Annotated in this window: 24 protein-coding genes and 7 pseudogenes; 18 read left to right on the top strand and 13 right to left on the bottom strand. The window is 68.1% G+C overall.

All coding sequences use genetic code 11. The annotated features are described in order from the left end of the window. Positions 1-36 precede the first annotated feature (36 nt). Positions 37-1,742 (top strand): annotated as a pseudogene (locus GNX96_RS10565) (AMP-binding protein). Between the two features lie 288 nt (positions 1,743-2,030). Then, positions 2,031-2,396, top strand: coding sequence for a PIN domain-containing protein (locus GNX96_RS10560; RefSeq protein ID WP_313885621.1), 366 nt, complete (start codon positions 2,031-2,033; stop codon positions 2,394-2,396). Positions 2,397-2,508: 112 nt separating this feature from the next. On the opposite strand, the gene GNX96_RS10555 is transcribed toward GNX96_RS10560, so the two are convergent. Both GNX96_RS10555 and GNX96_RS10550 read right to left on the bottom strand, forming a co-directional pair. After that, on the bottom strand, positions 2,509-2,871 hold the full coding sequence (locus tag GNX96_RS10555; protein ID WP_279579951.1) for a hypothetical protein: 363 nt from the start codon (positions 2,869-2,871) through the stop codon (positions 2,509-2,511). Between the two features lie 146 nt (positions 2,872-3,017). Then, the gene (locus GNX96_RS10550) at positions 3,018-4,547 is read right to left on the bottom strand and encodes a leucyl aminopeptidase (RefSeq protein ID WP_279579950.1); all 1,530 of its coding nucleotides are present in this window, start codon (positions 4,545-4,547) and stop codon (positions 3,018-3,020) included. Positions 4,548-4,611: 64 nt separating this feature from the next. On the opposite strand from GNX96_RS10550, the pseudogene gcvT reads away from it, so the two are divergent. The 4 genes and pseudogenes from gcvT (at position 4,612) to GNX96_RS10530 (ending at position 7,496) form a co-directional block, all read left to right on the top strand. Further along, positions 4,612-5,716: pseudogene (gene gcvT, locus GNX96_RS10545) on the top strand (glycine cleavage system aminomethyltransferase GcvT). 161 nt (positions 5,717-5,877) lie between these two features. Beyond that, on the top strand, positions 5,878-6,552 hold the full coding sequence (locus GNX96_RS10540; protein WP_163567945.1) for a hypothetical protein: 675 nt from the start codon (positions 5,878-5,880) through the stop codon (positions 6,550-6,552). Then, on the top strand, positions 6,513-6,953 hold the full coding sequence (locus GNX96_RS10535; protein ID WP_163567944.1) for a hypothetical protein: 441 nt from the start codon (positions 6,513-6,515) through the stop codon (positions 6,951-6,953). The genes GNX96_RS10540 and GNX96_RS10535 overlap by 40 nt, the downstream gene beginning before the upstream one ends. A 3-nt stretch (positions 6,954-6,956) precedes the next feature. Continuing rightward, positions 6,957-7,496 carry a DUF6817 domain-containing protein gene (locus GNX96_RS10530; RefSeq protein ID WP_163567943.1) on the top strand — a complete coding sequence of 180 codons (540 nt, stop codon included), beginning with the start codon at positions 6,957-6,959 and terminating at the stop codon, positions 7,494-7,496. Positions 7,497-7,573: 77 nt separating this feature from the next. On the opposite strand, the gene GNX96_RS10525 is transcribed toward GNX96_RS10530, so the two are convergent. Then, positions 7,574-8,302 (bottom strand): nicotinate-nucleotide--dimethylbenzimidazole phosphoribosyltransferase, encoded by a 729-nt coding sequence (locus tag GNX96_RS10525; protein WP_279580005.1) that lies wholly within the window; start codon positions 8,300-8,302, stop codon positions 7,574-7,576. 23 nt (positions 8,303-8,325) lie between these two features. Between GNX96_RS10525 and GNX96_RS50595 the strand changes: the two genes are divergently transcribed. After that, a complete protein-coding gene (locus tag GNX96_RS50595) occupies positions 8,326-8,886 on the top strand; it encodes a hypothetical protein (protein ID WP_279580014.1) in 561 nt (186 codons plus the stop codon). 155 nt (positions 8,887-9,041) lie between these two features. Here GNX96_RS50595 and GNX96_RS50590 read toward each other — a convergent pair whose 3' ends face one another. Together GNX96_RS50590 and GNX96_RS10515 are read right to left on the bottom strand one after the other, a co-directional pair. Continuing rightward, positions 9,042-9,293 (bottom strand): aldo/keto reductase, encoded by a 252-nt coding sequence (locus tag GNX96_RS50590; RefSeq protein WP_279580004.1) that lies wholly within the window; start codon positions 9,291-9,293, stop codon positions 9,042-9,044. A gap of 98 nt (positions 9,294-9,391) precedes the next feature. Further along, positions 9,392-10,042: pseudogene (locus GNX96_RS10515) on the bottom strand (aldo/keto reductase); the annotation flags it as partial. 152 nt (positions 10,043-10,194) lie between these two features. Here GNX96_RS10515 and GNX96_RS10510 point away from each other — a divergent pair. The 3 genes and pseudogenes from GNX96_RS10510 (at position 10,195) to GNX96_RS10500 (ending at position 12,462) form a co-directional block, all read left to right on the top strand. Continuing rightward, positions 10,195-10,515 (top strand): hypothetical protein, encoded by a 321-nt coding sequence (locus GNX96_RS10510; protein ID WP_163567940.1) that lies wholly within the window; start codon positions 10,195-10,197, stop codon positions 10,513-10,515. 174 nt (positions 10,516-10,689) lie between these two features. Further along, positions 10,690-10,893, top strand: coding sequence for a hypothetical protein (locus tag GNX96_RS10505; RefSeq protein ID WP_163567939.1), 204 nt, complete (start codon positions 10,690-10,692; stop codon positions 10,891-10,893). A 217-nt stretch (positions 10,894-11,110) separates the two neighbouring features. Continuing rightward, positions 11,111-12,462, top strand: a pseudogene (locus GNX96_RS10500) (cytochrome P450). Between the two features lie 85 nt (positions 12,463-12,547). Here the strand turns inward: GNX96_RS10500 and GNX96_RS50585 are convergent. After that, a complete protein-coding gene (locus tag GNX96_RS50585; RefSeq protein WP_279579949.1) occupies positions 12,548-13,006 on the bottom strand; it encodes a hypothetical protein in 459 nt (152 codons plus the stop codon). On the opposite strand from GNX96_RS50585, the gene GNX96_RS50580 reads away from it, so the two are divergent. The 3 genes and pseudogenes from GNX96_RS50580 (at position 12,999) to GNX96_RS10485 (ending at position 15,152) form a co-directional block, all read left to right on the top strand. Further along, positions 12,999-13,355: an ABC-2 family transporter protein gene (locus GNX96_RS50580; RefSeq protein WP_279579948.1), complete on the top strand. Its 357-nt coding sequence runs from the start codon at positions 12,999-13,001 to the stop codon at positions 13,353-13,355. The genes GNX96_RS50585 and GNX96_RS50580 overlap by 8 nt on opposite strands. Then, positions 13,352-14,152, top strand: a complete 801-nt coding sequence (locus tag GNX96_RS10490; RefSeq protein WP_163567938.1) for an ABC transporter permease — start codon at positions 13,352-13,354, stop codon at positions 14,150-14,152. The genes GNX96_RS50580 and GNX96_RS10490 overlap by 4 nt, the downstream gene beginning before the upstream one ends. Next, positions 14,149-15,152: pseudogene (locus GNX96_RS10485) on the top strand (ABC transporter ATP-binding protein). The gene GNX96_RS10490 and the pseudogene GNX96_RS10485 overlap by 4 nt, the downstream one beginning before the upstream one ends. Here GNX96_RS10485 and GNX96_RS10480 read toward each other — a convergent pair. Then, positions 15,149-15,337 (bottom strand): hypothetical protein, encoded by a 189-nt coding sequence (locus GNX96_RS10480; RefSeq protein WP_163567937.1) that lies wholly within the window; start codon positions 15,335-15,337, stop codon positions 15,149-15,151. The pseudogene GNX96_RS10485 and the gene GNX96_RS10480 sit on opposite strands and share 4 nt — an antisense overlap. Before the next feature lie 177 nt (positions 15,338-15,514). Between GNX96_RS10480 and GNX96_RS10475 the strand changes: the two genes are divergently transcribed. Continuing rightward, entirely contained in the window at positions 15,515-15,688 is a 174-nt protein-coding gene (locus GNX96_RS10475; RefSeq protein WP_163567936.1) for a hypothetical protein, read from the top strand. 125 nt (positions 15,689-15,813) lie between these two features. Here the strand turns inward: GNX96_RS10475 and GNX96_RS10470 are convergent, their stop codons facing one another. From GNX96_RS10470 to GNX96_RS50565, 6 genes and pseudogenes are all read right to left on the bottom strand, one after another. Then, on the bottom strand, positions 15,814-16,416 hold the full coding sequence (locus tag GNX96_RS10470; protein WP_163567935.1) for a hypothetical protein: 603 nt from the start codon (positions 16,414-16,416) through the stop codon (positions 15,814-15,816). Then, complete coding sequence (locus tag GNX96_RS10465) at positions 16,404-17,315, bottom strand: AfsR/SARP family transcriptional regulator (RefSeq protein WP_163567934.1); 912 nt, start codon at positions 17,313-17,315, stop codon at positions 16,404-16,406. Before GNX96_RS10465 ends, GNX96_RS10470 begins: the two co-directional genes overlap by 13 nt. A 120-nt stretch (positions 17,316-17,435) precedes the next feature. Beyond that, on the bottom strand, positions 17,436-17,771 hold the full coding sequence (locus GNX96_RS10460; RefSeq protein ID WP_163567933.1) for a hypothetical protein: 336 nt from the start codon (positions 17,769-17,771) through the stop codon (positions 17,436-17,438). Between the two features lie 56 nt (positions 17,772-17,827). Next, positions 17,828-18,481 (bottom strand): DUF3043 domain-containing protein, encoded by a 654-nt coding sequence (locus GNX96_RS10455; protein WP_279579945.1) that lies wholly within the window; start codon positions 18,479-18,481, stop codon positions 17,828-17,830. Positions 18,482-18,902: 421 nt separating this feature from the next. Next, entirely contained in the window at positions 18,903-19,334 is a 432-nt protein-coding gene (locus GNX96_RS50570; protein WP_279580003.1) for a hypothetical protein, read from the bottom strand. Positions 19,335-19,371: 37 nt separating this feature from the next. Then, positions 19,372-20,244 (bottom strand): annotated as a pseudogene (locus GNX96_RS50565) (UDP-N-acetylglucosamine 1-carboxyvinyltransferase); the annotation flags it as partial. A 790-nt stretch (positions 20,245-21,034) separates the two neighbouring features. Here GNX96_RS50565 and GNX96_RS63075 point away from each other — a divergent pair. From GNX96_RS63075 to GNX96_RS10435, 4 genes and pseudogenes are all read left to right on the top strand, one after another. Continuing rightward, positions 21,035-21,298: pseudogene (locus tag GNX96_RS63075) on the top strand (RIO1 family regulatory kinase/ATPase domain-containing protein); the annotation flags it as partial. A 67-nt stretch (positions 21,299-21,365) separates the two neighbouring features. Continuing rightward, complete coding sequence (locus GNX96_RS63070; RefSeq protein ID WP_390623970.1) at positions 21,366-21,533, top strand: RIO1 family regulatory kinase/ATPase domain-containing protein; 168 nt, start codon at positions 21,366-21,368, stop codon at positions 21,531-21,533. A 177-nt stretch (positions 21,534-21,710) separates the two neighbouring features. Then, positions 21,711-22,838 carry a glycerate kinase family protein gene (locus GNX96_RS67130; protein WP_452124469.1) on the top strand — a complete coding sequence of 376 codons (1,128 nt, stop codon included), beginning with the start codon at positions 21,711-21,713 and terminating at the stop codon, positions 22,836-22,838. 141 nt (positions 22,839-22,979) lie between these two features. Beyond that, positions 22,980-23,324, top strand: coding sequence for a HesB/IscA family protein (locus tag GNX96_RS10435; RefSeq protein ID WP_163567932.1), 345 nt, complete (start codon positions 22,980-22,982; stop codon positions 23,322-23,324). Positions 23,325-23,340: the final 16 nt, after the last annotated feature.

Below are 23,340 nucleotides of genomic sequence, written 5' to 3'. Positions count from 1 at the left end.
ATCACCCGACTTTGACTGCCCAGTCAGGGAGCAGCGATGGCCAACGCGTCGACCGAAACCTTCCGTACCGCCCGCGATTTTCTCCTCGCCCACCGCGAGGACTACGACACCGCGTACGCCCAGTTCCGCTGGCCGGAGCTGACCGAGTTCAACTGGGCGCTCGACTGGCTCGACGTGGTCGCGAAGGACAACGACGGCATCGCGTTGTGGGTGGTCGAGGAGGACGGCTCGGAGCGCAAGCTCACGTTCGCGCAGATGTCCGAGCGGTCGAACCGGCTGGCGAACTGGCTGCGCGGCCACGGCGTGGGTCGTGGCGACCGGCTGATCCTGATGCTGGGCAACCAGATCGAGCTCTGGGAGACGATCCTCGCGTGCATCAAGCTCGGTGCCGTGCTGATCCCGGCCAGCACCCTGCTCGGGCCGGCGGACCTGCGTGACCGGGTCGACCGCGGCAACGCCCGCCATGTGGTGGTCGGATCCGTTGATGCCGCGAAGTTCGCGGAGGTGGCCGGTGACTACACCAGGATCGCGGTGGGGGAGCCGGTCGAGGGTTGGAGCTGAGCTACCGCGACGCGTACGACTCCTCGCCCGATTTCGAGCCCGATGGGCCGACGCAGGCGAGCGATCCTTTGTTGCTCTACTTCACTTCTGGTACGACCGCGAAGCCCAAGCTCGTCGAACACACACACGCGTCCTATCCGGTGGGGCATCTGTCGACGATGTTCTGGATCGGGCTGCAACCGGGAGACGTACACCTTAATATTTCGTCGCCAGGTTGGGCAAAACATGCTTGGAGCAACGTTTTCGCGCCGTGGAACGCGGAAGCGACCGTGCTGATCTACAACTACGCGCGCTTTGACGCCACCGCGTTGTTGGATCAGTTGGTACGGTGCAATGTGGCGAGTTTCTGTGCGCCGCCAACGGTGTGGCGGATGCTGATCCAGGCCGACCTGAGCAAGGTCAAGGTGCCGGTACGCGAAGTCGTCGGCGCCGGTGAGCCGCTGAACCCCGAAGTTATCGAGAAGGTCAAGCAACATTGGGGGCTGACGCTGCGGGATGGCTTCGGGCAGACCGAAACCACCGCGCAGATCGGTAATTCTCCTTCGCAGCAGGTGAAACCCGGCTCGATGGGCCGCCCGCTGCCCGGGTACGTCGTCGAACTGGTCGACCCGATCACCGGCCAGCCGGCTGAGGAAGGCGAGATTTGCCTGGATCTGGCCCATCGTCCGGTGGCATTGATGACTGGCTATCGCGATGACAACGAGCGGACCAGCGAGGCAATGCGCGGCGGCTACTACCACACCGGTGACGTGGGATCGCGTGATGCGGATGGTTACGTGACCTATGTGGGGCGTACGGACGACGTGTTCAAGGCTTCGGACTACCGGATTTCGCCCTTTGAGCTGGAAAGTGTGCTGATTGAGCATGAGGCCGTGGTGGAGGCCGCGGTGGTGCCTTCGCCGGACCCGATCCGGTTGGCTGTCCCCAAGGCGTACGTAGTGCTGGCGGCCGGATTTTCGCCGACCGCCGAGACCGCTGAGTCAATCATGCGATTCGCGCGGGAGCAGTTGGCTCCGTACAAGCGAATCCGGCGACTGGAGTTCGCCGAGCTGCCCAAGACGATTTCCGGCAAAATCCGCCGGGTAGAGCTGCGGGGGCGGGAACGGGACGTACACGGCGACTCCGACACGAAGGTCGACGGCGAGTTCACCGAGGACGACTTCCCGTCCCTCAAGTCCTGACCTACCACTCAGGATATACCCGGAGTGGCTGGTATATACTCGTCCTGTGAAGCATCTCGTGGATCTGGATGAAGGCGCTCTTGCCGCTGCTCAGGAGCATCTCGGCACCAAGACGATCAGGACACGGTGAACGCCGCTTTGAACCTCGCGACCGGGCGGACGCTCAGTGGCGACACGATCGATGCGGCTCTCGACGTCTGGTCGACGATGGACCTCCCTGACAGGGAGGACATGTGGCGCTGACGCACCTGGCAGACACCAGCGTGCTGGCTCGCATCGCCAAACACGATGGTGTTCGCGCGGCCGTACGTACGTCGGTTGATGACAACGTCGAGTCTGGCTCGGTGCACGCTCTCCGACCTCGAAGTCGGAGCTTCTGCTCGCAACGCCGACGCATGGGATGCGTTGCTGAGAGCGAATCGCACGCTCGTGGCCGTGGATGTGGAGCCAGGCGACCTGGCGCGAGCCGGGGGAGTGCAAAGAGCCTTGGCCGCTGCCGGCCGACGTGGTCGAAAGCTGCCAGACCTGCTGATCGCCGCCGCTGCCGAGCGCCGCGGACTGACGATTCTGCACTATGACCACGACTTCGACCTGATCGCGGATGTCACTGGCCAGCCGCATGAGTGGGTCGTCCCGCGCGGTTCCATGGACTGACCACTCGCCGGAGCCTGGATCCACCGCTGGGTGAAGGGCAAAGCTCTTCACCTCCACGCAGAACCGGTGGATCCAGGTCTCGTGCAAGCGAGTCGTTGCGGACGGACGGCGGTCAGCCGCTGCCGTTCGGGCAGTAGCTCACGTCACCGTTGGCGTGGGTGTAGGCGATGCTCGAATAGCCGCTTACACCTGTCGTGTTGTCGCGTAGCTGGTAGAAGTTGCCGTTCGCGTCGGCGTTGAACAAGCAGTAGACGGTCACCGAATGACCGCGGTAGCCGAGCCCCACCACGTTGTTTGGATCGAACGGGTTCGGCTGGGACCGGATGCGGACACCGTCGTCGGTGAAGTAGCCGGACACCGCGGCCGGCGCCGCGTAGCTCGCCGCAGGCGCCACCAGCGCACCGACTGCGCCGAGGAGAACCGCCGCGCGGGCGGTCGTACGGAACAGGCTCATGCGTTCCTTTCCGTTGCTCAACAGGGAAACAACGGCTCAGGTAAGCATGAGACCGGACATCTTGAGAAATGTCACGTAGGAAATGTCCGATTGTTGCGGCACTGAGCGCTAGTGCTGGTCAGCGGCACCCGACGTGCACAATCGGAATCCGATTGTGCACGCGGCCCTCAGCCGTTCTCGGCGATGTCGTCGAGCAGGTCCAGGATCGTACGCACCGGGACGCCGGTGCCGCCGCCGACGATGTGGCCGTACGCGCCGCCGGAGTGGTAGCTCGGGCCGGCGATGTCGATGTGCGCCCAGGGCAGACCTTCGGGCACGTACTCGGCCAGGAAAGCGCCGCCCTGCAGCATGTGGCCGGCCCGCTCGCCGCTGTGGTTGGTCTGCGAGAGGTCGGCGATCGGGGAGTCCATGCCGTGTCGTACGTCGTCGGGCAGCGGCATCGGCCACATGGCCTCGCCGACCCGGCCGCCGGCCTCCACGACCCGGGACCGCAGGTCCTCCGAACCCCATACGCCACTGGTCTGGTTGCCCAGCGCGACGACCTGGCCGCCAGTCAGCGTGGAGGTCTCGATCAGGTAGTCGGGGTCGTCCTCGGCGGCCCGCGCGATCGCGTCGCCGAGCACCATCCGGCCTTCGGCGTCGGTGTTGATGATCTCCACGGTTTTCCCGCCGTACATGGTGACCACGTCACCCGGCCGGTACGAGGCACCGGAGAGCATGTTCTCGGCCAGCGGCGCGTACGCGGTGATCTTCACCTTCACCTTGAGGGTGGCGGCGGCGATGATCGTGTTGACGATGGCGGCAGCGCCGGCCATGTCGCTCTTCATCTTGCCCATGCCGGCGACTGGTTTGATCGAGATGCCGCCGGTGTCGAAGGTGATGCCCTTGCCGACCAGCGCCACGTGTTTCTTGGCGCCGCGCGGTGAGTACGTGATCCGGACCATCCGGGCCGGCGCGTCACTGCCGTCGCCGACCGCGAGGATGCCGCCAAAGCCGGCTTTGCGCAGCGCGGCGTCGTCGAGCACCTCGACCTTGGCGCCGCTGCCGGCGACCGCGTCCCGCATCGCGTCGGCGAGCGACGGCGGCCGCATGTAGTTGCCCGGGGTGTTCACCCAGTCGCGGGTCCGCCGGACCGCCTCAGCCACCGTCTGTGCGCGCTTGACCTCGGATTTCAGGGCCTTGTCGGCCTTGTCCAGCGCGTCGCCGACGAGCAGGGTGAGCTGGGAGACCGGCTCCTTGCGGCCGTTCGCCGACGGCGTCTTGTACGCGATGAACTCGTACCCGCCGAGCAAAGCCCCTTCGAGCACCCCACGAACCGCGTCGAGGTCGCCCAGCGGCAGGCCGAGCGCGACCCGCTCGTTGCCCTTGAGCGCCCGTACGGCCACCCCTGCGGCCCGCCGCAGGGTGTCCTGGTCGATCGGTTCACCGTCCGCCGGTTCGCCGCCGAGCCCGACCGCCAGCACCACCGGGGCGGTAGTGGCGCCGAGGGTGGCCAGCTTGGTGACCTCACTGGCCGAGCCACTCGCGCCGAGCTGGCGCAAGGTCGCGGCGAGGGCGCCGTCGAGCGCCTTGTCGAGGCTCTCCGCACCGGCCGCGAGCACCGGTCCATCCTCGTCGGGGCTGCTGTGGATCCCGATGACGACCGCGTCCGCGACGGTCGTGGCGGCGGAGTCGGCGGAGAGGTCGAGTGTGATCACGTCAGTCAGCTTATGGTGTGTTGCCGCTGGCCGGGCCCCGGGTCGCAGACGTTAGGTTCCTGTTATGAGTGAGAACCCGCTGCGACGGTCCCCGCTACACGCCCGGCACGTTGAGGCCGGCGCCAAGATCGCCGATTTCGGCGGCTGGGAGATGCCCATCGAGTACGCCGGCGGTGGGGTCATCGCCGAACATACGGCCGTACGGGAAGCCGTCGGGATCTTCGACGTGTCCCATCTCGGCAAGGCGACCGTGCGCGGCCCCGGCGCCGCCGACTTCGTGAACAGCTGCCTCACCGCTGATCTCGGCAAGATCGCGCCGGGCCAGGCCCAGTACACGCTGTGCTGCGACGACGTTTCGGCGGGCGTGGTCGACGACCTGATCGCCTACCTCTACGGCCCGGACCACGTCTTCCTGGTCCCCAACGCGGCCAACACCGCCGAGGTGGTCCGCCGGCTCACAGCCGCCGCGCCGGCCGGCATCGAGGTCGTCGGTCGGCACGAGTCGTACGGCGTCGTGGCCGTGCAGGGACCGCGTTCGGCCGAGCTGCTCGACCGGCTCGACGTGCCGACCGACCACGACTACATGTCTTTCGTAGACACCCACGTGGCCGGCGCCGAGGTGGTGGCCTGCCGGACCGGCTACACCGGCGAGCACGGATACGAGCTGGTCATCCCGGTGGAGCACACCGTCCAGGTGTGGGACGCGCTGCTCGCGGCGGGCCAGGACCTGGGCGTACGCGCCGCCGGACTCGGTGCTCGCGACACGTTGCGTACCGAGATGGGCTATCCGCTGCACGGCCAGGACCTGTTGGACATCACTCCCGTCCAGGCCCGGTCGGCGTGGGCGGTCGGCTGGGACAAGCCGGCGTTCTGGGGTCGGGACGTGCTGGTCGCCGAGCGGCCGGCACCGCGCCGCCGGCTGACCGGGTTGAAGGCGACCGGCCGCGGCATCCCGCGGGGCGCACATGCAGGTGCTCGCCGGCGACACCGTGGTGGGCGAGGTCACCAGCGGAACCTTCTCGCCGACCCTGCGAACCGGGATCGGGCTGGCTTTGCTGGACACCGCCGCCGGGGTGAAACCAGGCGACGAGGTCGAGGTGGACGTACGCGGCCGCCGGCAGGCGATGATTGTCACCACGCCGCCTTTTGTGCCTTCACACGTACGCTAGTTTTTTCGGCCACCGGACGGCAAAAAGTGCCAGCCGGGAATGGCCGGGGTACGGTGCCGGTGGTGCGCTCACTCACATCCTGGAACACAGCGGGTGCTCCCGATCGATGAATGAAGAGAGAAGGGTCAAAGAAGACCGGAATTTCGACCTCGTAAGGACTAATGACCGCCCCGCATTCGCCTGACCGCGATGATGAAACCCAGCCGAAGCCGTCCATCAAGGCGCGGCTGGACCTGAGTTTCACCCAGGTCATCGCCGGAGCCCTCGCGGCGGTCACGTCGGCCGTCGCCGCGTCGTATTTCGGAGTCGCCGGCACCCTGATCGGCGCGGGCTTCGGTTCGGTGATCATCACCGTCGGCACCTCCGTCTACAAAGCCTCGCTGCGTCGTACGAACGAGACCCTGCGCAAGGTGATTCCGGTGCAGGCCATCTCGCAGCTGCGGGTAGTGCCCGACGACACCACCGTCGTACGGTCCGGCGGGCCGGAGCCGACTACTGATCCAGCCCGGCTCGGGCCGCCGCCTCCACGGCCTCCGCGGCCGAGCACGGTGCCGGGCGCGGGAGCGGCTCGACCAGCCGACGAGACAACGCTGATGAAGAAGGTCAGCGACTCGACGATCGGCTTCGGCCAAGGCGGGCGAGGGCACCGCCCAGCTGCGCCCCACCGCCGGGCCGATTCGGGCAACTGCCCGCGTCGAGGGTTCCGACCTGGCGCAACAGTCGACTCCTCAGGTCGAATCGGCTCCCGCCCGATGGTTGGACTTGTTGCGCCAGCTGCGCTGGGGCCGGGGTCGCCGTGCTGGCGGCGTTGGTGTTCGCGCTGGGCACTGGGGTAGTGGTCGGGGTCGAGTTGGTCGGCGGCGGTTCGCTGACCTCGATCCTGCATGGCAAGCCGGACGGCGGCACCAGCATCGGCGGTGGCAGCGGCACGCCCAAGCGCCCAAGCGCGGCAGCGACCGGGAGCCTGGTGGTGGCAGCTCTGGTACGCCTTCGCCGCATCCGTCGCCGAGCATCGGCCCGTCGTCGCCGGTCACGCCCTCGCCGTCCGCGAAGCCGACGCCCAGCCCGTCCCCGTCCGCGCCGCGCCGCCGACCAAGGAGCCGACCGCACCGCCGTCCAAGCCGGCGGACCAGTCCAGCGCGGAGCCGACGCCGCCAGCATAGGTTTTGTTCGAGCGCAAGGAATGTGGCATTTTCGGCAGTCCGGCGCGCGGTGCGTACGACGGACGCAGAATTGATTGATGGATGTGGCTGAAGAAGCGGTAGTTGACCTGCTTGTCTCCCACGGCGCTGACCGGATGGAGCACCCGGGTGGCACGCTGCTGGCCCATTTACGCCGGGTGTCGGAAGAACTGCGCGGCTGGGGTGCTCGGCCAGCGCTCCAGCTCGCCGGTCTGGCGCACGCTTTCTACGGCACCGACGGCTTCGCGGAGTCGCTGCTGCCGCTGGAGCGGCGGGAGCAGCTTCGTACGTTGACGGGCATCGAGGCGGAGGCGCTGGTCTACTTCTACGCGAGCTGCGACCGCGCCGCCACGTACCCGACCCTGTCCGCCGAGAAGGTGCTGTTCCGGGACCGCTTCACCGGCGAGACGTACCAGCCGCCGGCTGACCGGCTGCGTGACTTCGCCGAGCTGTCGGCCGCCAACGAACTGGACATTGCGCAGGTCAGCCCGGCTTTCCGAGTGGAGCACGAGGAGGCCCTCCGGCGCTTCTTCGGCCGCCTCCGGCCGTGGCTGAGCCCGCTCGCCTGGCAGGCCTGCGAGTCCCTCGACCTCGCCTGAAGCCCCTTTGGCCGCAACGCCGACTCCCCGTAACCACCCACGCCTGCCATTGCGGTCAACACCCACTCGCTGGGCGGTTACTGGGAGTGGGTACGGGCGGCGAGGCGGAGCATCGACTGGAAGAGCGGCAGCACCGCGAGAGCGCCGGCGCCGTCGCCGAGGCGGAGCCGGAGGCGGGCGGTGGGCGCGGTCAGGTGCAAGGCCTCGGCGGCCTTCAGCTCGGCCGGGTCGTCGCCGAGTTGCGGCGCCCACCACCAGTCGGTGCCCGCGTACGAGACCTCGGACGCCACCAGTGCCCCGGCCAGTACGGCCACGCCGTCCAGCAGCACCGGTGTGCGCCGGTTGGCGGCCTGCAACACCAGCCCGGTGACGACCGCGATGTCGACACCGCCGGCCGCCGAGAGGATGCCGGCCGGGTCGGCTGGCCGGGACCGGGCCCGGCGCAGGCCGTCCCGTACGGCGGCGCACTTGCGCATCCACGCGTTGTCGTCGATCCCGCTGCCGCGGCCGGTCATCGCGGCCGGCTCGTCGCCCAGCACCGCGGCGACCAGGGTGGCCGCCGGCGTGGAGGCGCCGACGCCGATGATGCACGGCACCAACAGGTCGGCACCGGCGTCCACGTACTCGTCGGCGAGAGAGCGGCCGAGCGCGATCGCCGCGGCCACCTCGCTGGCGGTGAGTACGTCCTCGGAGCCCAGCACACCGCTGCCGCGTCGGACCCGTCGCGCGGACGGCTCTCCCAGCGGCTCGGAGTCCAGCCCCACATCGATGACCGCCAGCTGCGCGCCGGCGGCCTCGGCGAGCAGGTTGAGCGTCGAAGCGCCGGACAGTGCTGCCTTGGCGCGTTCGGTCGATGCGCGGCCGGCTCGGCGGTGGACACTCGCTGCGCGGCGATGCCGTGGTCGGCGGCCAGCACGATCGCCTGGATCTGCTCGAAAGGCGCTCGGGCGCCGGATCGTACGGTGGCCACCCACCGCACACCGGCGGCCATCTCGCCGTACGGCCGGTCCGCTACGGACGCGGCGGCGGTCTGGCCCTGCAGCACCGCGAGATCCGGCAGGTCGATGGCGAGGTCGGCGAACGGGTTGTCCTGGATCTGATCAGCGCTCACCCGATCAACGTACTCACCTCACCGCCGCCCCAGACAGGACCTATGCTCGCCAAAGGACATGGTGGCGAGCTGGAGGGGTCGATGAACTGGACTTGGCGGTACGAGTCAGCCGACGGCACGGTGCTGGAAGGGCCGGAGGCCGGGCTGTTCACCAGCCAGTCCGACGCGGAGACCTGGCTCGGGCTGAATTGGAAGCAGCTGTCCGAAGCCGGGGTGACCCAGGTGTCACTGCTGGCCGACGACGACAAAGGTCGAATACACGATGCCGCTGACGGCTGAGGTGTAGCCGACTTAGAGCGGTGGGCTCCAGATCTGCTGGAGTAGTGAGAATGCTGGCCCACCCGCAAAGAGCGCGGGTGGGCCAGCATTCTGTTTTTCTGGCGCCGTCGAACTAGGGCCAAAGAAAGTCGGCTATGGGGGGCGTCGCGGAGGGGTCAGGGGCGGGTTTTGGGGGAGGCGTTGATGGACGGGTCGCCCTCGACCACGTCGCCGAGGGCCTCGTCGATGGCCTTGAGGAGGTCGTCGTCCAGGGTGACGCCGGAGGCCTTGACGTTGTCGGCGACCTGTTCGGGGCGGCTCGCGCCAATGATGGCGGAGGCGACGTTTTCATTCTGCAGCACCCAGGCGACCGCGAGTTGTGCCATGGACAGACCTGCTTCGGCCGCGAGCGGTTCGAGTTTTTCCACCCGTGTAAGGACGTCGTCGCGCGCATCCAGCGCGAGATCATGTTCGCGCCGCCCTTGTCGTCGGTGGCCCGCGAGCCGGCTGGTGGCGCCACGCCAGGCTTGTATTTGCCGGTCAGCACGCCCTGCGCGACCGGTGAGAACACGATCTGGCTGAGGCCGAGGTCGCGGCAGGTCGGGACGACCTCGGCCTCGATGACCCGCCACAGCATCGAATACTGCGGCTGGCTCGACACCAGCGGAATCCGCAGCTCCTGAGCCAGTTTGTGGGCCTCCCGGATCTGCCCGGCGGTCCATTCGGAGACACCGATGTAATGCGCGCGGCCGGAGTGCACGATGTCCGCGAACGCGCTCATCGTCTCCTCAAGCGGCGTCGCGAAGTCGTACCGATGTGCCTGATAAAGGTCGAGATGGTCGGTCTGCAGCCGGCGCAGCGAGGCGTCGATCGACTCCATGATGTGCTTGCGGGACAGGCCCCGGTCGTTCTTGCCCGGCCCGGTCGGCCAGTAGACCTTGGTGAACAGCTCGTACGACTCGCGGCGAACGCCGTTCAAGGCCTCGCCCAGCACTGACTCGGCCTTGGTGCCGGCGTAAACGTCGGCGGTGTCGAAGGTGGTGATGCCGGCGTCCAGAGCGGCGTGTACGCACGCGATCGCGGCGTCCTGCTCGACCTGGGAGCCGTGGGTCAGCCAGTTGCCGTACGAGATTTCACTGATCAGCAGGCCGGAACGGCCGAGGTGTCGAAATTCCATGATCCCGAACCTACTCGAAGGGTCAGAGCGCGCCAGCTGTGAAGGTCGGCACGGACCGCCGAGATGACATTTGCAACGTTGTATAGATTCCTGGGCTCGCGTAACGTGCTCCCGCGCGAGATGTCGCTTATTCGAGCTCAGGGAGGAAATCGGTGAGAATGAAACTCTTCGTCCGGGTCGCTGGCGTGGCCGCGCTGGTCGCCGGCTCGCTGACCGTCGCGGCGGCGCCGGCCGCCGCTGACTGCCAATACCCGTACTACTGCTCGTCCGCGGTCAGGGACACCACCCTTTACGCCACCTCCAACCCCAACGGACAGGTCTTCGACCACATCCAGCAGGGGTGGCATGTCGAGGTCACCATCGACTCATGCCAGAACAACATGGTCTGGGGCGACGTGATCGAGCTGAACCGGGCCGCCGGCTGGATGAAGAACGACGACCTCACCTTTAGCCCGTGCAACCTCAAAGCCTGACCTGACTGTCCACAGTGGATTCGAGCCCGCGGTATTCCAGGTGCCGGCCGGGCCGGTGCGCTGGTACGCTCGCCACATGATCTGAGCCGCTTCCGTTCTGTGAGCCTGCAAGCTGGACGTGCGTGTTTCGTACGTCCCACCAGCTGCATCCCAGCCCGTTCGGAGGAGAAAAACATGCCCGCCAACCCTGAATCCCAGCCCGACGAGACTCCGCAGGACGCCACCGCGCCCGAGGAGCCAATGAACCGGGCCGCCCGGCGTGCCCAGAAGAAGGGCAAGCAGATCACCCACACTCAGGTGCCCGGAAACATCCAGGCCCGGGGCTCGAAGAACACCGGTGGCGTGCCGCGCCAGTGGAGTTCGCGCCGAGCCGGCTAGGCAGAGTCAGCTAGCCCAGAGCCAGCCAGCCCTGAGTCAGCGCAGCAGGGCTGGACCCGTCCACGAGAGCCGCGACCCAGCCGGGTCGCGGCTCTTTCCGTACCAACTTAGCGATCGCTCATTCAGCTCGATCTCTTGACATCGGGAGGGCGGTTGTCAATGCTCGGCCCAGGAGACGCCCCGGATGCCGGGGTGCGACCGTTTTCGGGAGGCGCGGATGTCCATCCAGATGCTGGCCCCGGCACCGGCTGACAGCGAGCTGCGACCAGTCCCGGGCGACCCCGGCCTGCCGCTGCTTGGCAAGACGCTGCAGGTGCTGAAGGACCCGCTCGGTGCCAGCCGGCAGCGCTACGACCAGTACGGACCGGTGTCCTGGGCCAATCTGTTCGGCAAACCGACTGTTGTCCTGCTAGGGCCGGACGCGGTCGGGACCGTGCTGGCCAACCGGGACCGGGCGTTCGCGAACGGGCCCGGATGGGGCCGTTTCCTGGACAACTTCTTCTACCGCGGCATCATGCTGCTCGATTTCGAGGAGCACCTGCACCACCGGCGGATCATGCAGCAGGCCTTCACCCATGAGCGCCTGGCCACGTATTTGCGGGACATCAACCCGGCGGTCGCGGTCGGGCTGAGGCAGTGGCCGGCGCGCGGCGAGCTGAAGTTCTACCCGGCGGTCAAGCGGCTCACGCTGGACCTCGCGACCGACATCTTCATGGGCGAGGAGAACCTCGGGGCCCGCGCCGAGCACATCAACCGGGCCTTCATCGGCTGTGTCCAGGCTGGTACGTCCCTCGTCCGGTTCCCGGTGCCAGGCGGCCGGTGGCGCCGGGGTCTGGTAGGGCGCAAGGTCCTGGAGGATTTCCTGAAGGAGTATCTGCCGAAGAAACGGGCCGGTGACGGCAGCGACCTGTTCACCGCGCTGTGCCATTCCGAATCCGAGGACGGCCACCGGTTCAGCGACGCGACGTCATCAACCACATGATTTTCCTGTTGATGGCCGCACATGACACGACCACGATCACGCTGACCACGATGGTCCAGTATCTGGGCCAATATCCGCAGTGGCAGGACCGGTGTCGCGCCGAGGTGCTGGCGTTGGAGAGTGAGACGCTCGGGTACGAGGACCTGGACCGGCTGCCCTCGGTCGACCTGGTGATGAAGGAGGCGCTCCGGCTGGTCACCCCGGTGCCGGCGCTGCCCCGGCACGTGGTGAAGGACACCGAGGTGCTCGGTCATTTCCTGCCGGCCGGCACCGAGGCCAGTATCGGCCTGCATTTCACCCAGCACATGCCCGAGTCCTGGCCGGAGCCGGAGAAATTCGACCCGGGCCGGTTCGCTGAGGACCGGCGCGAGGACAAGATCCACCGGTACGCGTGGACCCCGTTCGGCGGCGGCGTCCACAAATGCATCGGCTTGTATTTCGCTGGTATGCAGGTGAAATCGGTCCTCAACCAGCTGCTGCGCCGCTACCGGTGGCACGTTGATCCGGCGTACGTGGCGCCGATGAACTTCATGGCTCTGCCGTATCCGACCGACGGGCTGCCCATTCGGCTGGAGCCGCTCGGCTAAGACAAATCGGGTGGAGTTTGGCCGGTGAGGTCAGGTACTGTCCCGTCAAATGAGCACGGGGACCCTGACCGCACCCAGTGGCGGCTCATTCGTGGCGGGCCTGCGATGCGCGGCGGCGCTGGTCGGCGCCGGGTTTCGGCGCTTCGCCACCTACCGGCAGGCCACCGTGGCCGCGCTTTTCACCAACTCGATTTTCGGTTTCATGCGTTGTTACGTGATGCTGGCCATCGCCGGCACCGCGGGCGCGGTGGCCGGCTACCGCGGCGAGCAGTTGGTTGGTTTCGTGTGGATCGGCCAGGGCCTGCTCGGAGTGGTCTCGATCTGGGGCTGGACGGACCTGGCCGATCGAGTACGCACGGGGGATGTCGCCGCCGATCTGCTGAGGCCGATCAATCCGCTCTGGTCGTATCTCTGCGCCGACATCGGCCGCGCCCTGCACGCGATGACGATTCGGATGATCGGGCCGATCATCATCGGCGCGCTGGTTTTTCACATGTACGTGCCGAAAAAACGTGTGGACGTATCCGGCTTTCCTGGTGAGCACGTTGCTGGGCGTGGTGGTCAGCTTCGGCTGCCGATATCTGGTGAACCTCACGTCTTTTTGGCTGCTCGACAACCGGGGCGTACAAACCGCGTGGTCACTGATGTCCGGACTGTTCTGCGGGTTGAGCATGCCGATCGGGTTTTTCCCGGTCTGGGCCCAACATGTGCTGTGGCTGACGCCGTTCCCGGCGATTATGCAGGTCTCGTTGGACACCGCCCTGGAGCGTCGTGGTGCGGTGGCGACTTTCGCGCTGCTCGGCGCCCAGGTTCTCTGGATCGTGTTCTTGCTGGCCCTGTGCGTTTTGGTGCAGCGGCGGGCCGTTCGCCGGCTGGTGGTGCAGGGCGGATGAATACGGTCGCGGTCTACGCCAAGTTGATCGGTGCCCAGATCCGGTCCCAGACGAGCTATCGCCGTTCATTCGTCATCGACATGATCTCGCAGGCCGCGGTCACGGTGTTCGAGGTCGTCGCGATCGTGGTGCTCTTCAACGTGACCCACTCGTTGGGCGGTTTTTCCTTCAAGCAGACCATTCTGATCAGCGGGCTGGCGCTGACGGGCTTTCGGATCGGGGATCTGGTGGCCGGCGGCCTCAACAGCCTGTCGTCGTACGTACGCCTCGGGCAGCTCGACGCGCTGCTGGTCCGGCCGCTGTCGTCGCTCGGCCAACTGATCGTCAACACCTTGGAGGTCAAGGTGATCGGCTCGCTGCTGCAGGCCGCGGTGGTGCTGGCGATCGCCCTGCGGATCAACGATATTTCGTGGACACCGCTCAAAGTCGTCGTGCTGATCGGGTCGATCGCCAGCGCTGGCGTCTCGATCTCCGCGGTTTTCGTGGCGGGCAGCAGTTTGACCTTCTGGTTCATCGACGCGCAGCAGGTGAGCAACGCCTTCACGTTCGGCGGCCGCGACTTCACGTCGTACCCGATCACCGTCTACGGCTCGGCGTTTCGGGTCGTTTTCGCGTACGTGGTGCCTTTCGCCTTTGTCGCGTACTACCCGGTCCTGACGCTGTTGGACCGGCCGGACCCGCTCGGCATGCCGTCGTGGTTCGGCTACTGCTCGCCGCTCGCGGCCGCCGTCCTGGCCACCGCGGCGGCGCTGCTGTGGCGGACCGGCATCCGGCACTACCGAGGAACGGGATCATGACTGTCATCGAGGCCCGCGGGCTGCGCAAGACGTTCTCCATCGCGAAGAAGGTCGGGCGGGTCCGGCGCAAGCGGGTGGACGTGCACGCTGTCGACGGCATCGACCTGACCGTCGAGACCGGTGACATGCTCGGATACATCGGGCCCAACGGTGCCGGGAAGTCGACCACGCTGAAGATGTTCACTGGCGTGCTGACGCCGCCAGCGGGCACGTACGAGTGTGTGGCCTGCGGCCGGTGCCGGACCGGGTGCGGCTGGCCCGCCGGATCGGCGTGGTGTTCGGGCAGCGCAGCCAGCTCTGGTGGGACCTGCCGCTGCGGGAGTCTTTCGCGCTGCTACGGCACATCTACCGGGTGCCGGCGGCCGAGCACGCCCAGCGGCTGAAGAACTACGTCGACCTGCTCGATGTCGGACCGCTGCTGGACACCCCGGTCCGGCAGCTGTCCCTCGGCCAGCGGATGCGCTCGGAGGTCACCGCGGCCCTGCTGCACGCCCCCGAGGTGCTTTTCCTCGACGAGCCGACGATCGGTCTCGACGTGGTCAGCAAGGAGGCGGTCCGGTCCGCGTTGGCAGCGTTGGCCGCGACCGGCGAGGTCACCGTGGTGTTGACGACCCACGACCTGGACGACATCGAGCGGCTGTGCCGCCGGCTGGTGGTGATCGACCACGGCAGGGTCATGCACGACGGCACGCTGGAGGAACTGCACCGCGCGTACGGATCGCGGCGCCGGGTGATCGTCGAGTTGGACGGCCCGTACGGGCGACTTGAGGTGCCTTCCGCGACGGTGGACCGGATCGAGGCCGAGGGCCGTCGGCAGACGCTGTCCTTCTCGCCGTCGGACACCACCGCGGCCGCGGTGATTGGCGCGGTCGCGGCCGCCGCACCGCTGCGCGACCTGCAGGTCGCCGAGCCGGACATCGACGAGGTCGTCCGCCGGCTCTACACAACCCCGAGCGGGGTGCCGTCCGGCACCCCGCTCGGTGAATCGCTGGAAGGTTAGGCCTTGTACAGGCAGTAGACCTTGTGCTGGCCGAGGTTCCACTGGGTCTCGGTGGGAGCGGCGTAGACGAAGTTGGTGGCGCCGGACGGGAGGCCGGGGGCCGCCTGGCAGAGCGACTGGGACAGCTGGGTGACCTTCGCGTCGCCGGGGAACTTGCCTTCCGGAAGTGCGGGGGTCGCGTACACCTTGCCGTCATTGTCTGACCGCAGTCGACGACCTTCGACAGGTGCGTCTCCGGGTCCTGCGAGAGACAGTCGCCGACCTTGACGTTGCTCAGGGTCAGCTTGTCCGAGCCCGCCTTGGCTAGGGTGTACCCGCCGATGCCGAGACCGACGGCCCACAGGAGCGCCAGCAGGATGCCGATGACGGCCAGTGGCTTGAGCTTCTGGTTGGAGCGAACCAGCGCGACGATGCCGAGCACGATGCTGATCGGAATGGTGACGACGAGGATGCCGAGCAGGCCCAGCACGAACGTGACGACGGACAGTACACCGGAACGCTGCGCGGTCGGCTGGATCGGCGCTGACCCGTACTGATCTGTGACTGACATTGCCTTACGTGTGCCCTTCGTTGGGTAATGCGCCTGCGTTGGCGCCGGGTGAGTATGCCTGACTTGACCCCGTCTTGACTGCCGTTCCGCTGCCGTCGGTGTTTGTGCTGCTCATAAGGGCAGCGGTAGACGGCGGTGGCGGTCGGGGTCGAGCACCGCGGCATGCAGGGTGCCGACCGAGATGACCGCCAGCCAGATCAGCATCGGCACCGGGTCGGGCAGCAGGGGTGTGTTTCCGTCACCGAGAGCGATAATCATGAAGGCCGCGCCGCCGACCAGATAGCCGCCGGCGGCCAGTGCCAGCGAGAGACTGCGGCGCCGGAAGGCGTAGTACGCGGGCACCGTCCACGCCGCCAGCCCGACACTCGCCAGCGGGACACTGGCCCGGAAGATCCGGAGTGCGATCGACAGCCAGCCGGACGCCGGTCGGGCCGGCGTGGTGGTTAACAGGGCCGCATGCACCACTCCTGCCAACTCGACGAAGATGGTCAGCACGAAGATCGGCGGGCCGATCCGGCCCGGACTCACCTTCACCGCGAAGACCATCACCACCAAGATCGCGCCGTAACCGACCGCGGCCAGCCCGTTGAGCCACCCGTACGGCCGGCCGCGCCGGACTTCGCGGAGCGTGAGAGCGCCGACCACCGCCCAGGTGGCCAGCCCGATCGTGAGCAACGGGATGGCGATCACCGCGATCCTGATCAGCCACTGCATCCAACCGGCGGCCTCGGGCGGTGGGGGTCGACGGCCGTGATCGCCAGTCGCGGCGGAGCCTCGGCGGTCTGCGCCAGTGGCTCCGGTCGTACGACCGTCGGTGCCGGCTGCGGGGCGGGATCGGCTCGCAGGATGCGCAGATGCAGGTCGCGTACGAGGTCGCCGGGCTCCACGCCGAGCTCGTCGACCAGCTGCCGCCGGTAGTCCTGGTAGGCGGTCAGGGCTTCGGGCCGGCGACGACCGGATTCGGACAGTGCGAGCATCAGCAGGTAGCGCGGCCGCTCCCGGAACGGAAAGTCGGCCACCAGCCGTACCAGCTCCGGCACCACCGTCCGGTGCCGGCCGGCGGCCACCTCGATCTCGGCCAGCGTTTCCTGCGCGGCGGCTTTCGTCTCGCCGAGCCGGATCCTGGCGGACTCGAAGACCGGACCGGTCAGCCCGGCCAGCACCTCGCCGCGCCACAGACCCAGCGCTTCGGCCAGCTGGTCGGTCGCCTCCGGCAGCTGGTCGTGCGCGTGTGCGGCCTGCGCCTGGTGTTCCAACGCGGTGAAAACCTCCGCGTCGAGACTGCCCGGCGCGACCCGCAGCAGGTAGCCGTCGCGGGTACGGGTCAGCAGCCGGCCAGGGGACCGCGGCTCGCGGTCCGGCTCCAGCACCCGGCGCAGTCCCGCGACATATTTCTGCACCACGTTCGCGCCGTTGTTCGGTGGCTCGCCGAGCCACACCGCTTCGACGATCTGGTCGGTGGAAACGGCGGTGTTGGCGTGTACCAGCAGAGTAGCCAGCACGGCTCGCTGCTTGTTGGGGCCGAGCGTCAGCTCCTGGTCGCCCCGCCAGGCCCGCAGCGGCCCGAGAATCTCGAACCGCAGTGCGGTGCCAGCCCCGTTCCCCGTGGTCACTGATAGCTCCCTTCCCCGGACCGGCTGAAGTCCAGGGGGAGATGGAGCGTACCCAATTCGGTAAGCCGTTTGTCTGCGTAAATCCAGGTGTGACCTAAAGGGCTGGCGGTTTCGTACGACTTAAAGCGGGCCGAAAACCCCATCGTCCTGGGGGTTGGCGCGGTTTTGGAGATGGTGCAGAGTGCGGGCCCGCTGCGGGCGAGCGGGTGCGGCGACGCCGCCGTAGGTCGGGTGCTCGGGTGCGCTGGCGAGGTGGTGCAGGGTAGCGATCGGCGCCAGCTCGGCCAGCGCGGACGTCCGGAGCTGGTCCTCCCAGTGCGCGGTGAGAGCGGCCGAGTCGACGCCCACCGCGTGCGCGCCGCGGTGGGAGCCGATAAAGCCGGCAGCATCGTCTCGTACGGACGCCCACAGGTAGCCCACGAGGGTGCCGTGGCGGGCCACCGGGACGGCGAACACAGCGCTCCTGCACGGCGTGTTCAGATAGCGCGAACCGCCGGGTTTTCCCACGCTGGCTAGACTTTGTCGCCCAGGCTGACCTGCGGCCGGGGGGCCCGCATCCGGCGGAACACGGTCGCCCGCATCGCGCCGTAGACGTAGAGGCCCATCATCCGCTCGTGGTAGTCCGGCAGCCGCTCGGCGACCAGCTTCTTGATCTTCCGGGCGATCAGCAAGGAGTCGATCAGCAGGACGATCAGCAACGCGGCCCACAGGAGGGTCGAGTAAAGCCGGAACACTGCCGGCAACTGGGCCGCCAGGAAGACGACCAGGGTGCCACCGAGGAAATACGCGCCTACCGTCCGCCGGGAGTCGACGATGTCGCGGACGAGTCTGCGGGCCGGTCCCTTGTCGCGTGGCAGCAGGTATCGCTCGTCGCCGTTCATCATGCCCTCGCGGGCTTCCGAGCGTTCGGTGCGCTGCCGGGCCTGCATCCGCTGCCGGGCTTCCTTCTGGTTCGCTGGCGGCGGCTCGGCGTTGCGCCGGCGCGCCTGAGCGTCCTTGCGCTTGGGCGTCGGACGCCCCTTGCCGCCGGGCTTCGCCGGCCGTACGACCTCAACCGGTGCGTCAGGCTCGGACTTACGGCGAAAAAGCGACTTCACGTCCACAGTCGGCAGCGTTCCTTCGAAGTAACGGATGGTGGTGCGGTCACCACCCAAGGCAACAGGCATCCACCACCAGACGGGGAATGCTCACACCCTAGTTGATGCGACGCCTACCTGGTCCCTCGCCAGCCACCCACGCGCCCAACGCACCTCTGTGTGTAGTCACCATGCACCCATCGCGCCTCTGTGTCTGGTCACCCACCCGCCTATCGCACCCAGGTGTCTGGTCACCTTCGCGCCTACCGCGCCCGGGTGTCTGGTCACCTAAGCGCGCCTCCCAGCCCCGCCAAGGCGCAGCCCGAAGGGCTCGGGGGTCCTGTGGCGGTGGGCTCGTCCCAGCGGTCTTCTGGGGCGAGCCTGGCGACGCGGGGTCCGGGCGCCGGCCGTGGCGGCGTAGGCCGTCCCCTACCGCGACGGTGGACCGCCCCGGTCTTGGGCGGTCCGGCGACGCGGCCGAGTCGCGGCCCCTGCGAGGAACTCGCAGCAGCTACGCAGCCTCTGCGACGCGTTCGGCCTGGGCGCCGAGGGCGGCGAGTTTGGTGTCGAAGTCGGAGTAGCCGCGGTCGATGAGGTCGACGCCGTACACCCGTGAGGTGCCCTCGGCGGCGAGTGCCGCGATCAGGTGGGAGAAGCCGCCCCGCAGGTCGGGGATCACCAGGTCGGCGGCGTGCAGCTTGGCGGGGCCGCTGATCACCGCGGAGTGCCGGAAGTTGCGCTGGCCGAACCGGCACGGGGTGCCGCCGAGGCAGTCTCGGTAGAGCTGGATGTGCGCGCCCATGCTGACCAGCGCGTCGGTGAATCCGAGCCGGTTTTCGTAGACGGTCTCGTGCACGATCGACAGGCCGGACGCCTGGGTCAGCGCGACGACGAGTGGCTGCTGCCAGTCGGTCTGGAAGCCGGGGTGTACGTCGGTTTCCAGCGCGATCGGTTTGAGGTCGCCCGCCAGGGTGCCAGAACCGGATGCCGCCGCCGGGGGAGTCGTCGATCTCGAATTCGCCGCCGACGGTGCGAAAGACGTTGAGGAACGTCATCATGTCGGCTTGCCGGGCGCCTCGCACGTACACGTCACCGCGGGTGGCGAGCGCTGCGCAGCCCCAACTGGCGGCCTCCAGCCGGTCCGGCAGCGCGGTGTGGTCGTAGCCGTAGAGCCGCTCGACGCCGGTGATCCGGAGCGTCCGGTCGGTCAGCACGCTGATCAGCGCGCCCATCTTCTGCAGCACCGCGATCAGGTCGATGATCTCCGGCTCGATGGCCGCGTTGCGCAGTTCGGTGACGCCGTTCGCGCGTACCGCGGTGAGCAGGATCTGCTCGGTGGCACCGACGCTGGGGTACGGCAGTTCCAGCTTGGTGCCGTGCAGACCGTCCGGCGCGGACAGGTGCAGGCCCTCGGGGTCCTTGTCGACGACCGCGCCGAACTGACGCAGTGCCTCCAGGTGGAAGTCGATGGGCCGGCCGCCGATGTTGCAGCCGCCGAGGTCCGGGATGAAGGCGTGGCCGAGCCGGTGCAGCAGCGGGCCACAGAACAGGATCGGGATCCGGCTGGAACCGGCGTGCACGTTGATCTCGTCGACGCTGGCGCGCTCGACCTGGCTCGGGTCCAGGACCAGCTCGCCGGGCATCCCGCTCGGGCGGACGCTGACGCCGTGCAGCTCGAGCAGGCCGGTGACGATCTCCACGTCCCGTACGGCCGGGATGTTCCGTAGCCGGCTGGGGGACTCACCCAGCAGCGCCGCCACCATTGCCTTGGGAACCAGGTTCTTCGCGCCCGGGATGCGGATTTCGCCGCGTAGCGGCAGGCCACCCCGCACGATCAGGACATCGTTGTCCATCGTGGTCCTCTCTATGCCGGCCGTACGTGCGGGCCGGATCGATGCCGTGCAGATCCAGTTCGTCAGGTTAACGACTGTCGACGCCGGGGCGACTGCCCGCCCCGGCGGCGGAAAATCAGTTGACTTGCCTTTCATCGTTGGTCAGAGTGTTGCCGTCACATCTGGCGTGCCGGGTCTGCTCCGGCACCGCACCTGGGAGGTGGGGTTCATGGCTGTCACCTGCGGCTTTCGCATGCCTGTAAGCAACCATCTCCCGGTGCCCGCGCGGACCTGACAGCGTCCGCAGCCCAAGGGTCCCGGTGATCCTTGAGGAGTTCTCTCCAGTGCCACGCGTTCCTTTTCGCTTTGAGTCGTCCGAAGACTGTGACGACGATCTCTACACACTTGACGCATTCGACGAGCCGCGGGTTGCACGTAAGGCTGCTCGTACGGTCCGCCGGCCAGATCCGGTCGAGCCGCCGGCCGGCATCGACGATCCCGGTGAGCCCGCTGACCTGGACGGGCCGCCCGCCGGCGACCGGTGGTCCACCTGGGACGGCGCCACCCACGGCCCCAAGCCGCGGCCGGACTGGGTCGTCACCGCGCTCGGCGCGGTCGACTATGAGCTGGGCGTACTCAAGACCGGCAAGGAGGCCGACGTCTTCCTGATCGATCGCCAGGTGCCTGACGGCGGTCCGCGCTGCCTGCTGGCGGCCAAGCGTTACCGCACTTCGGAGCACCGGTCTTTTCACCGGGACGCCGGCTATCTGGAGGGCCGCCGGGTCCGGCGCAGTCGCGAAAAAACCGCGCCATGGCGCGGCGGACCGACTTCGGCCGGGAGTTGCTGGCCGGGCAGTGGGCGGCTGCCGAGTTCGCGGTGCTCGGTGTACTCCGAGAGGCCGGCGTGGCGGTGCCTTATCCCGTTTCTCTCGACGGCACCGAGCTGCTGCAGGAGTTCATTGGGGACGCTTCAGGTACGGCCGCGCCACGGCTCGCGCAGTGCCGTCCGGGGGGCGCCGAACTGGGGTCGTTGTGGGACCAGTTGCTGGACGCGATGTCCACGATGGCCCGGCACGGCCTCGCGCACGGCGACCTGTCCCCGTACAACCTCTTGGTCCACGGTGGCCGGCTGGTGGCTGGTGATGATCGACCTCCCGCAGGCGGTCGACATCGTCGGCAACCCGCAGGGCGTCGGGTTCCTGCGGCGGGACGTGGTCAACGTCTGCGACTGGTTCGCCGCCCGTGGCCTGACCGCCGCCGACCCGGAGGCCATCTTCGAGATGCTGCTCTCCGAAGCCCACCTCGGGTGACGGCTCCTCGCGGAGGTAGTGAAGCGGTTCTGTCCCGTTTCACTACCTCCGCGGAGCCGACTGGGATCTGTCCGAATGTCACGGTGGAAGATGTTTGAGCAGGTCAACGCCACCCCGACTGCACAATCGGATTCCGAATGTCACAACGACGGCCCGCGGGTAGGGCAGGATGAGCCGGTGCGCGTACTCGTAGCTCCGGATTCCTTTGGCGGCACGATGACCGCCCGGCAGGCCGCCGAAGCGGTCGCGACCGGCTGGCGGCGGCAGGCGCCGGACGACGAGTTGGTGCTGCGGCCGCTCTCCGATGGTGGGCCGGGATTCCTGGATGTGCTCAACACCGCGATCGGCGGTGAGTACGTCAAGGTGGCCATCCCGGATCCGCTCGGGCGGGACACCACCGGCAGCGTGCTGCGCGTCGGCGGCGATGACGGCTATGTGGAGAGCGCCGACGCCACCGGCCTGCACCTGCTCACCAAGGCCGAACGCGATCCGAAGATCACCACTTCGTATGGCGTCGGCCTGCTGATCGCCGCCGCGGTCGACACCGGCGCCCACCGGGTCGTGGTCGGTCTCGGTGGTTCGGCCACCAACGACGGCGGCGCCGGCATGATGGCCGCTCTCGGCGCGGTAGCGCTCGACGGGGCCGGCGCCGCGCTTCCGTACGGCGGTGCCGCGTTGGTGTCCTGCGATCGGCTGGCCGGTGTGCCCGGCGCTGCGCGGTGCCGAGCTGGTGATCGCCAGCGATGTGGACAGCCCGCTGACCGGCCTGCATGGCGCGTCCTCGGTGTTCGGACCGCAGAAGGGCGCGACCCGAGAGGACGTGCTCCTGCTCGACGCGGCCCTCGCTCGCTGGGGGCGGAAGTGCTCGTACGAGACCTGCCTGGCTGCCCGCCGGACCTCGCCACCGCGCCAGGTGCCGGCGCGGCCGGCGGCCTCGGTGCGGCGCTGCTGGCGCTCGGCGCCCGCCGGGAATCCGGGATCGCGCTCGTACGCGACCTGATCGGCCTGGACGCCGCGTTGGACGCCACCGACCTGGTGGTCACCGGCGAAGGATCCTTCGACTTCCAATCGCTGCGCGGAAAAGTCGCCGCTGGCGTGGCCGCGGGCGCCGCAGAACGCGCGCTGCCGTGCCTGGTGATGGCCGGCCAGGTGTCGGTGGGCCGCCGGGAAGCGGCCGCCGCCGGCATCGAGGCCGCCTATTCGGTCGCCGACGAGCTCGGTTCCGCGCAGGCGGCCATCGACGCCGGCGCCAGCGGGCTGACCCGACTGGCCGAACGAGTGGCCCGCGAGTGGTCCCGCCGCTGACCGGAACGGGTCTTCCCGTCGTACGCTGGCCTTGATGGCAAATCCGACCTGCTGTGTCACCATGGGAACAGCACTGACTGTGCCGGTTGTTGCTTGGGTGACAGCTGTCGAACCGAGCGCCGACTTCTACGGGAGCAGAACGTGACCACTCCGACCACCGAAACGTCTGTCGTACTGAGCGACGTCGCCGCCCTCAAGGTGAAGAACCTGCTGGAGCAGGAAGGTCGCGACGACCTGCGGCTGCGCATCGCCGTCCAGCCCGGCGGCTGCTCGGGCCTGCGTTACCAGCTGTTCTTCGACGAGCGCTCGCTCGACGGCGACGCGGTGGAGGACTTCGGCGGGGTCCAGGTCGTCATCGACCGGATGAGCAAGCCTTATCTGGGCGGCGCGACGATCGACTTCGTCGACACCATCGAGAAGCAGGGCTTCACGATCGACAACCCGAACGCCACCGGCTCCTGCGCCTGCGGCGACTCGTTCCACTAGATCTTTCGTACGAGCA

It is taken from the genome of Fodinicola feengrottensis (genome assembly GCF_010993775.1).
Lineage (GTDB): Bacteria > Actinomycetota > Actinomycetes > Mycobacteriales > HKI-0501 > Fodinicola > Fodinicola feengrottensis.
The sequence above is the reverse complement of the archived record's forward strand: the minus strand, read 5'-3'. Positions and strand labels throughout refer to the sequence as shown.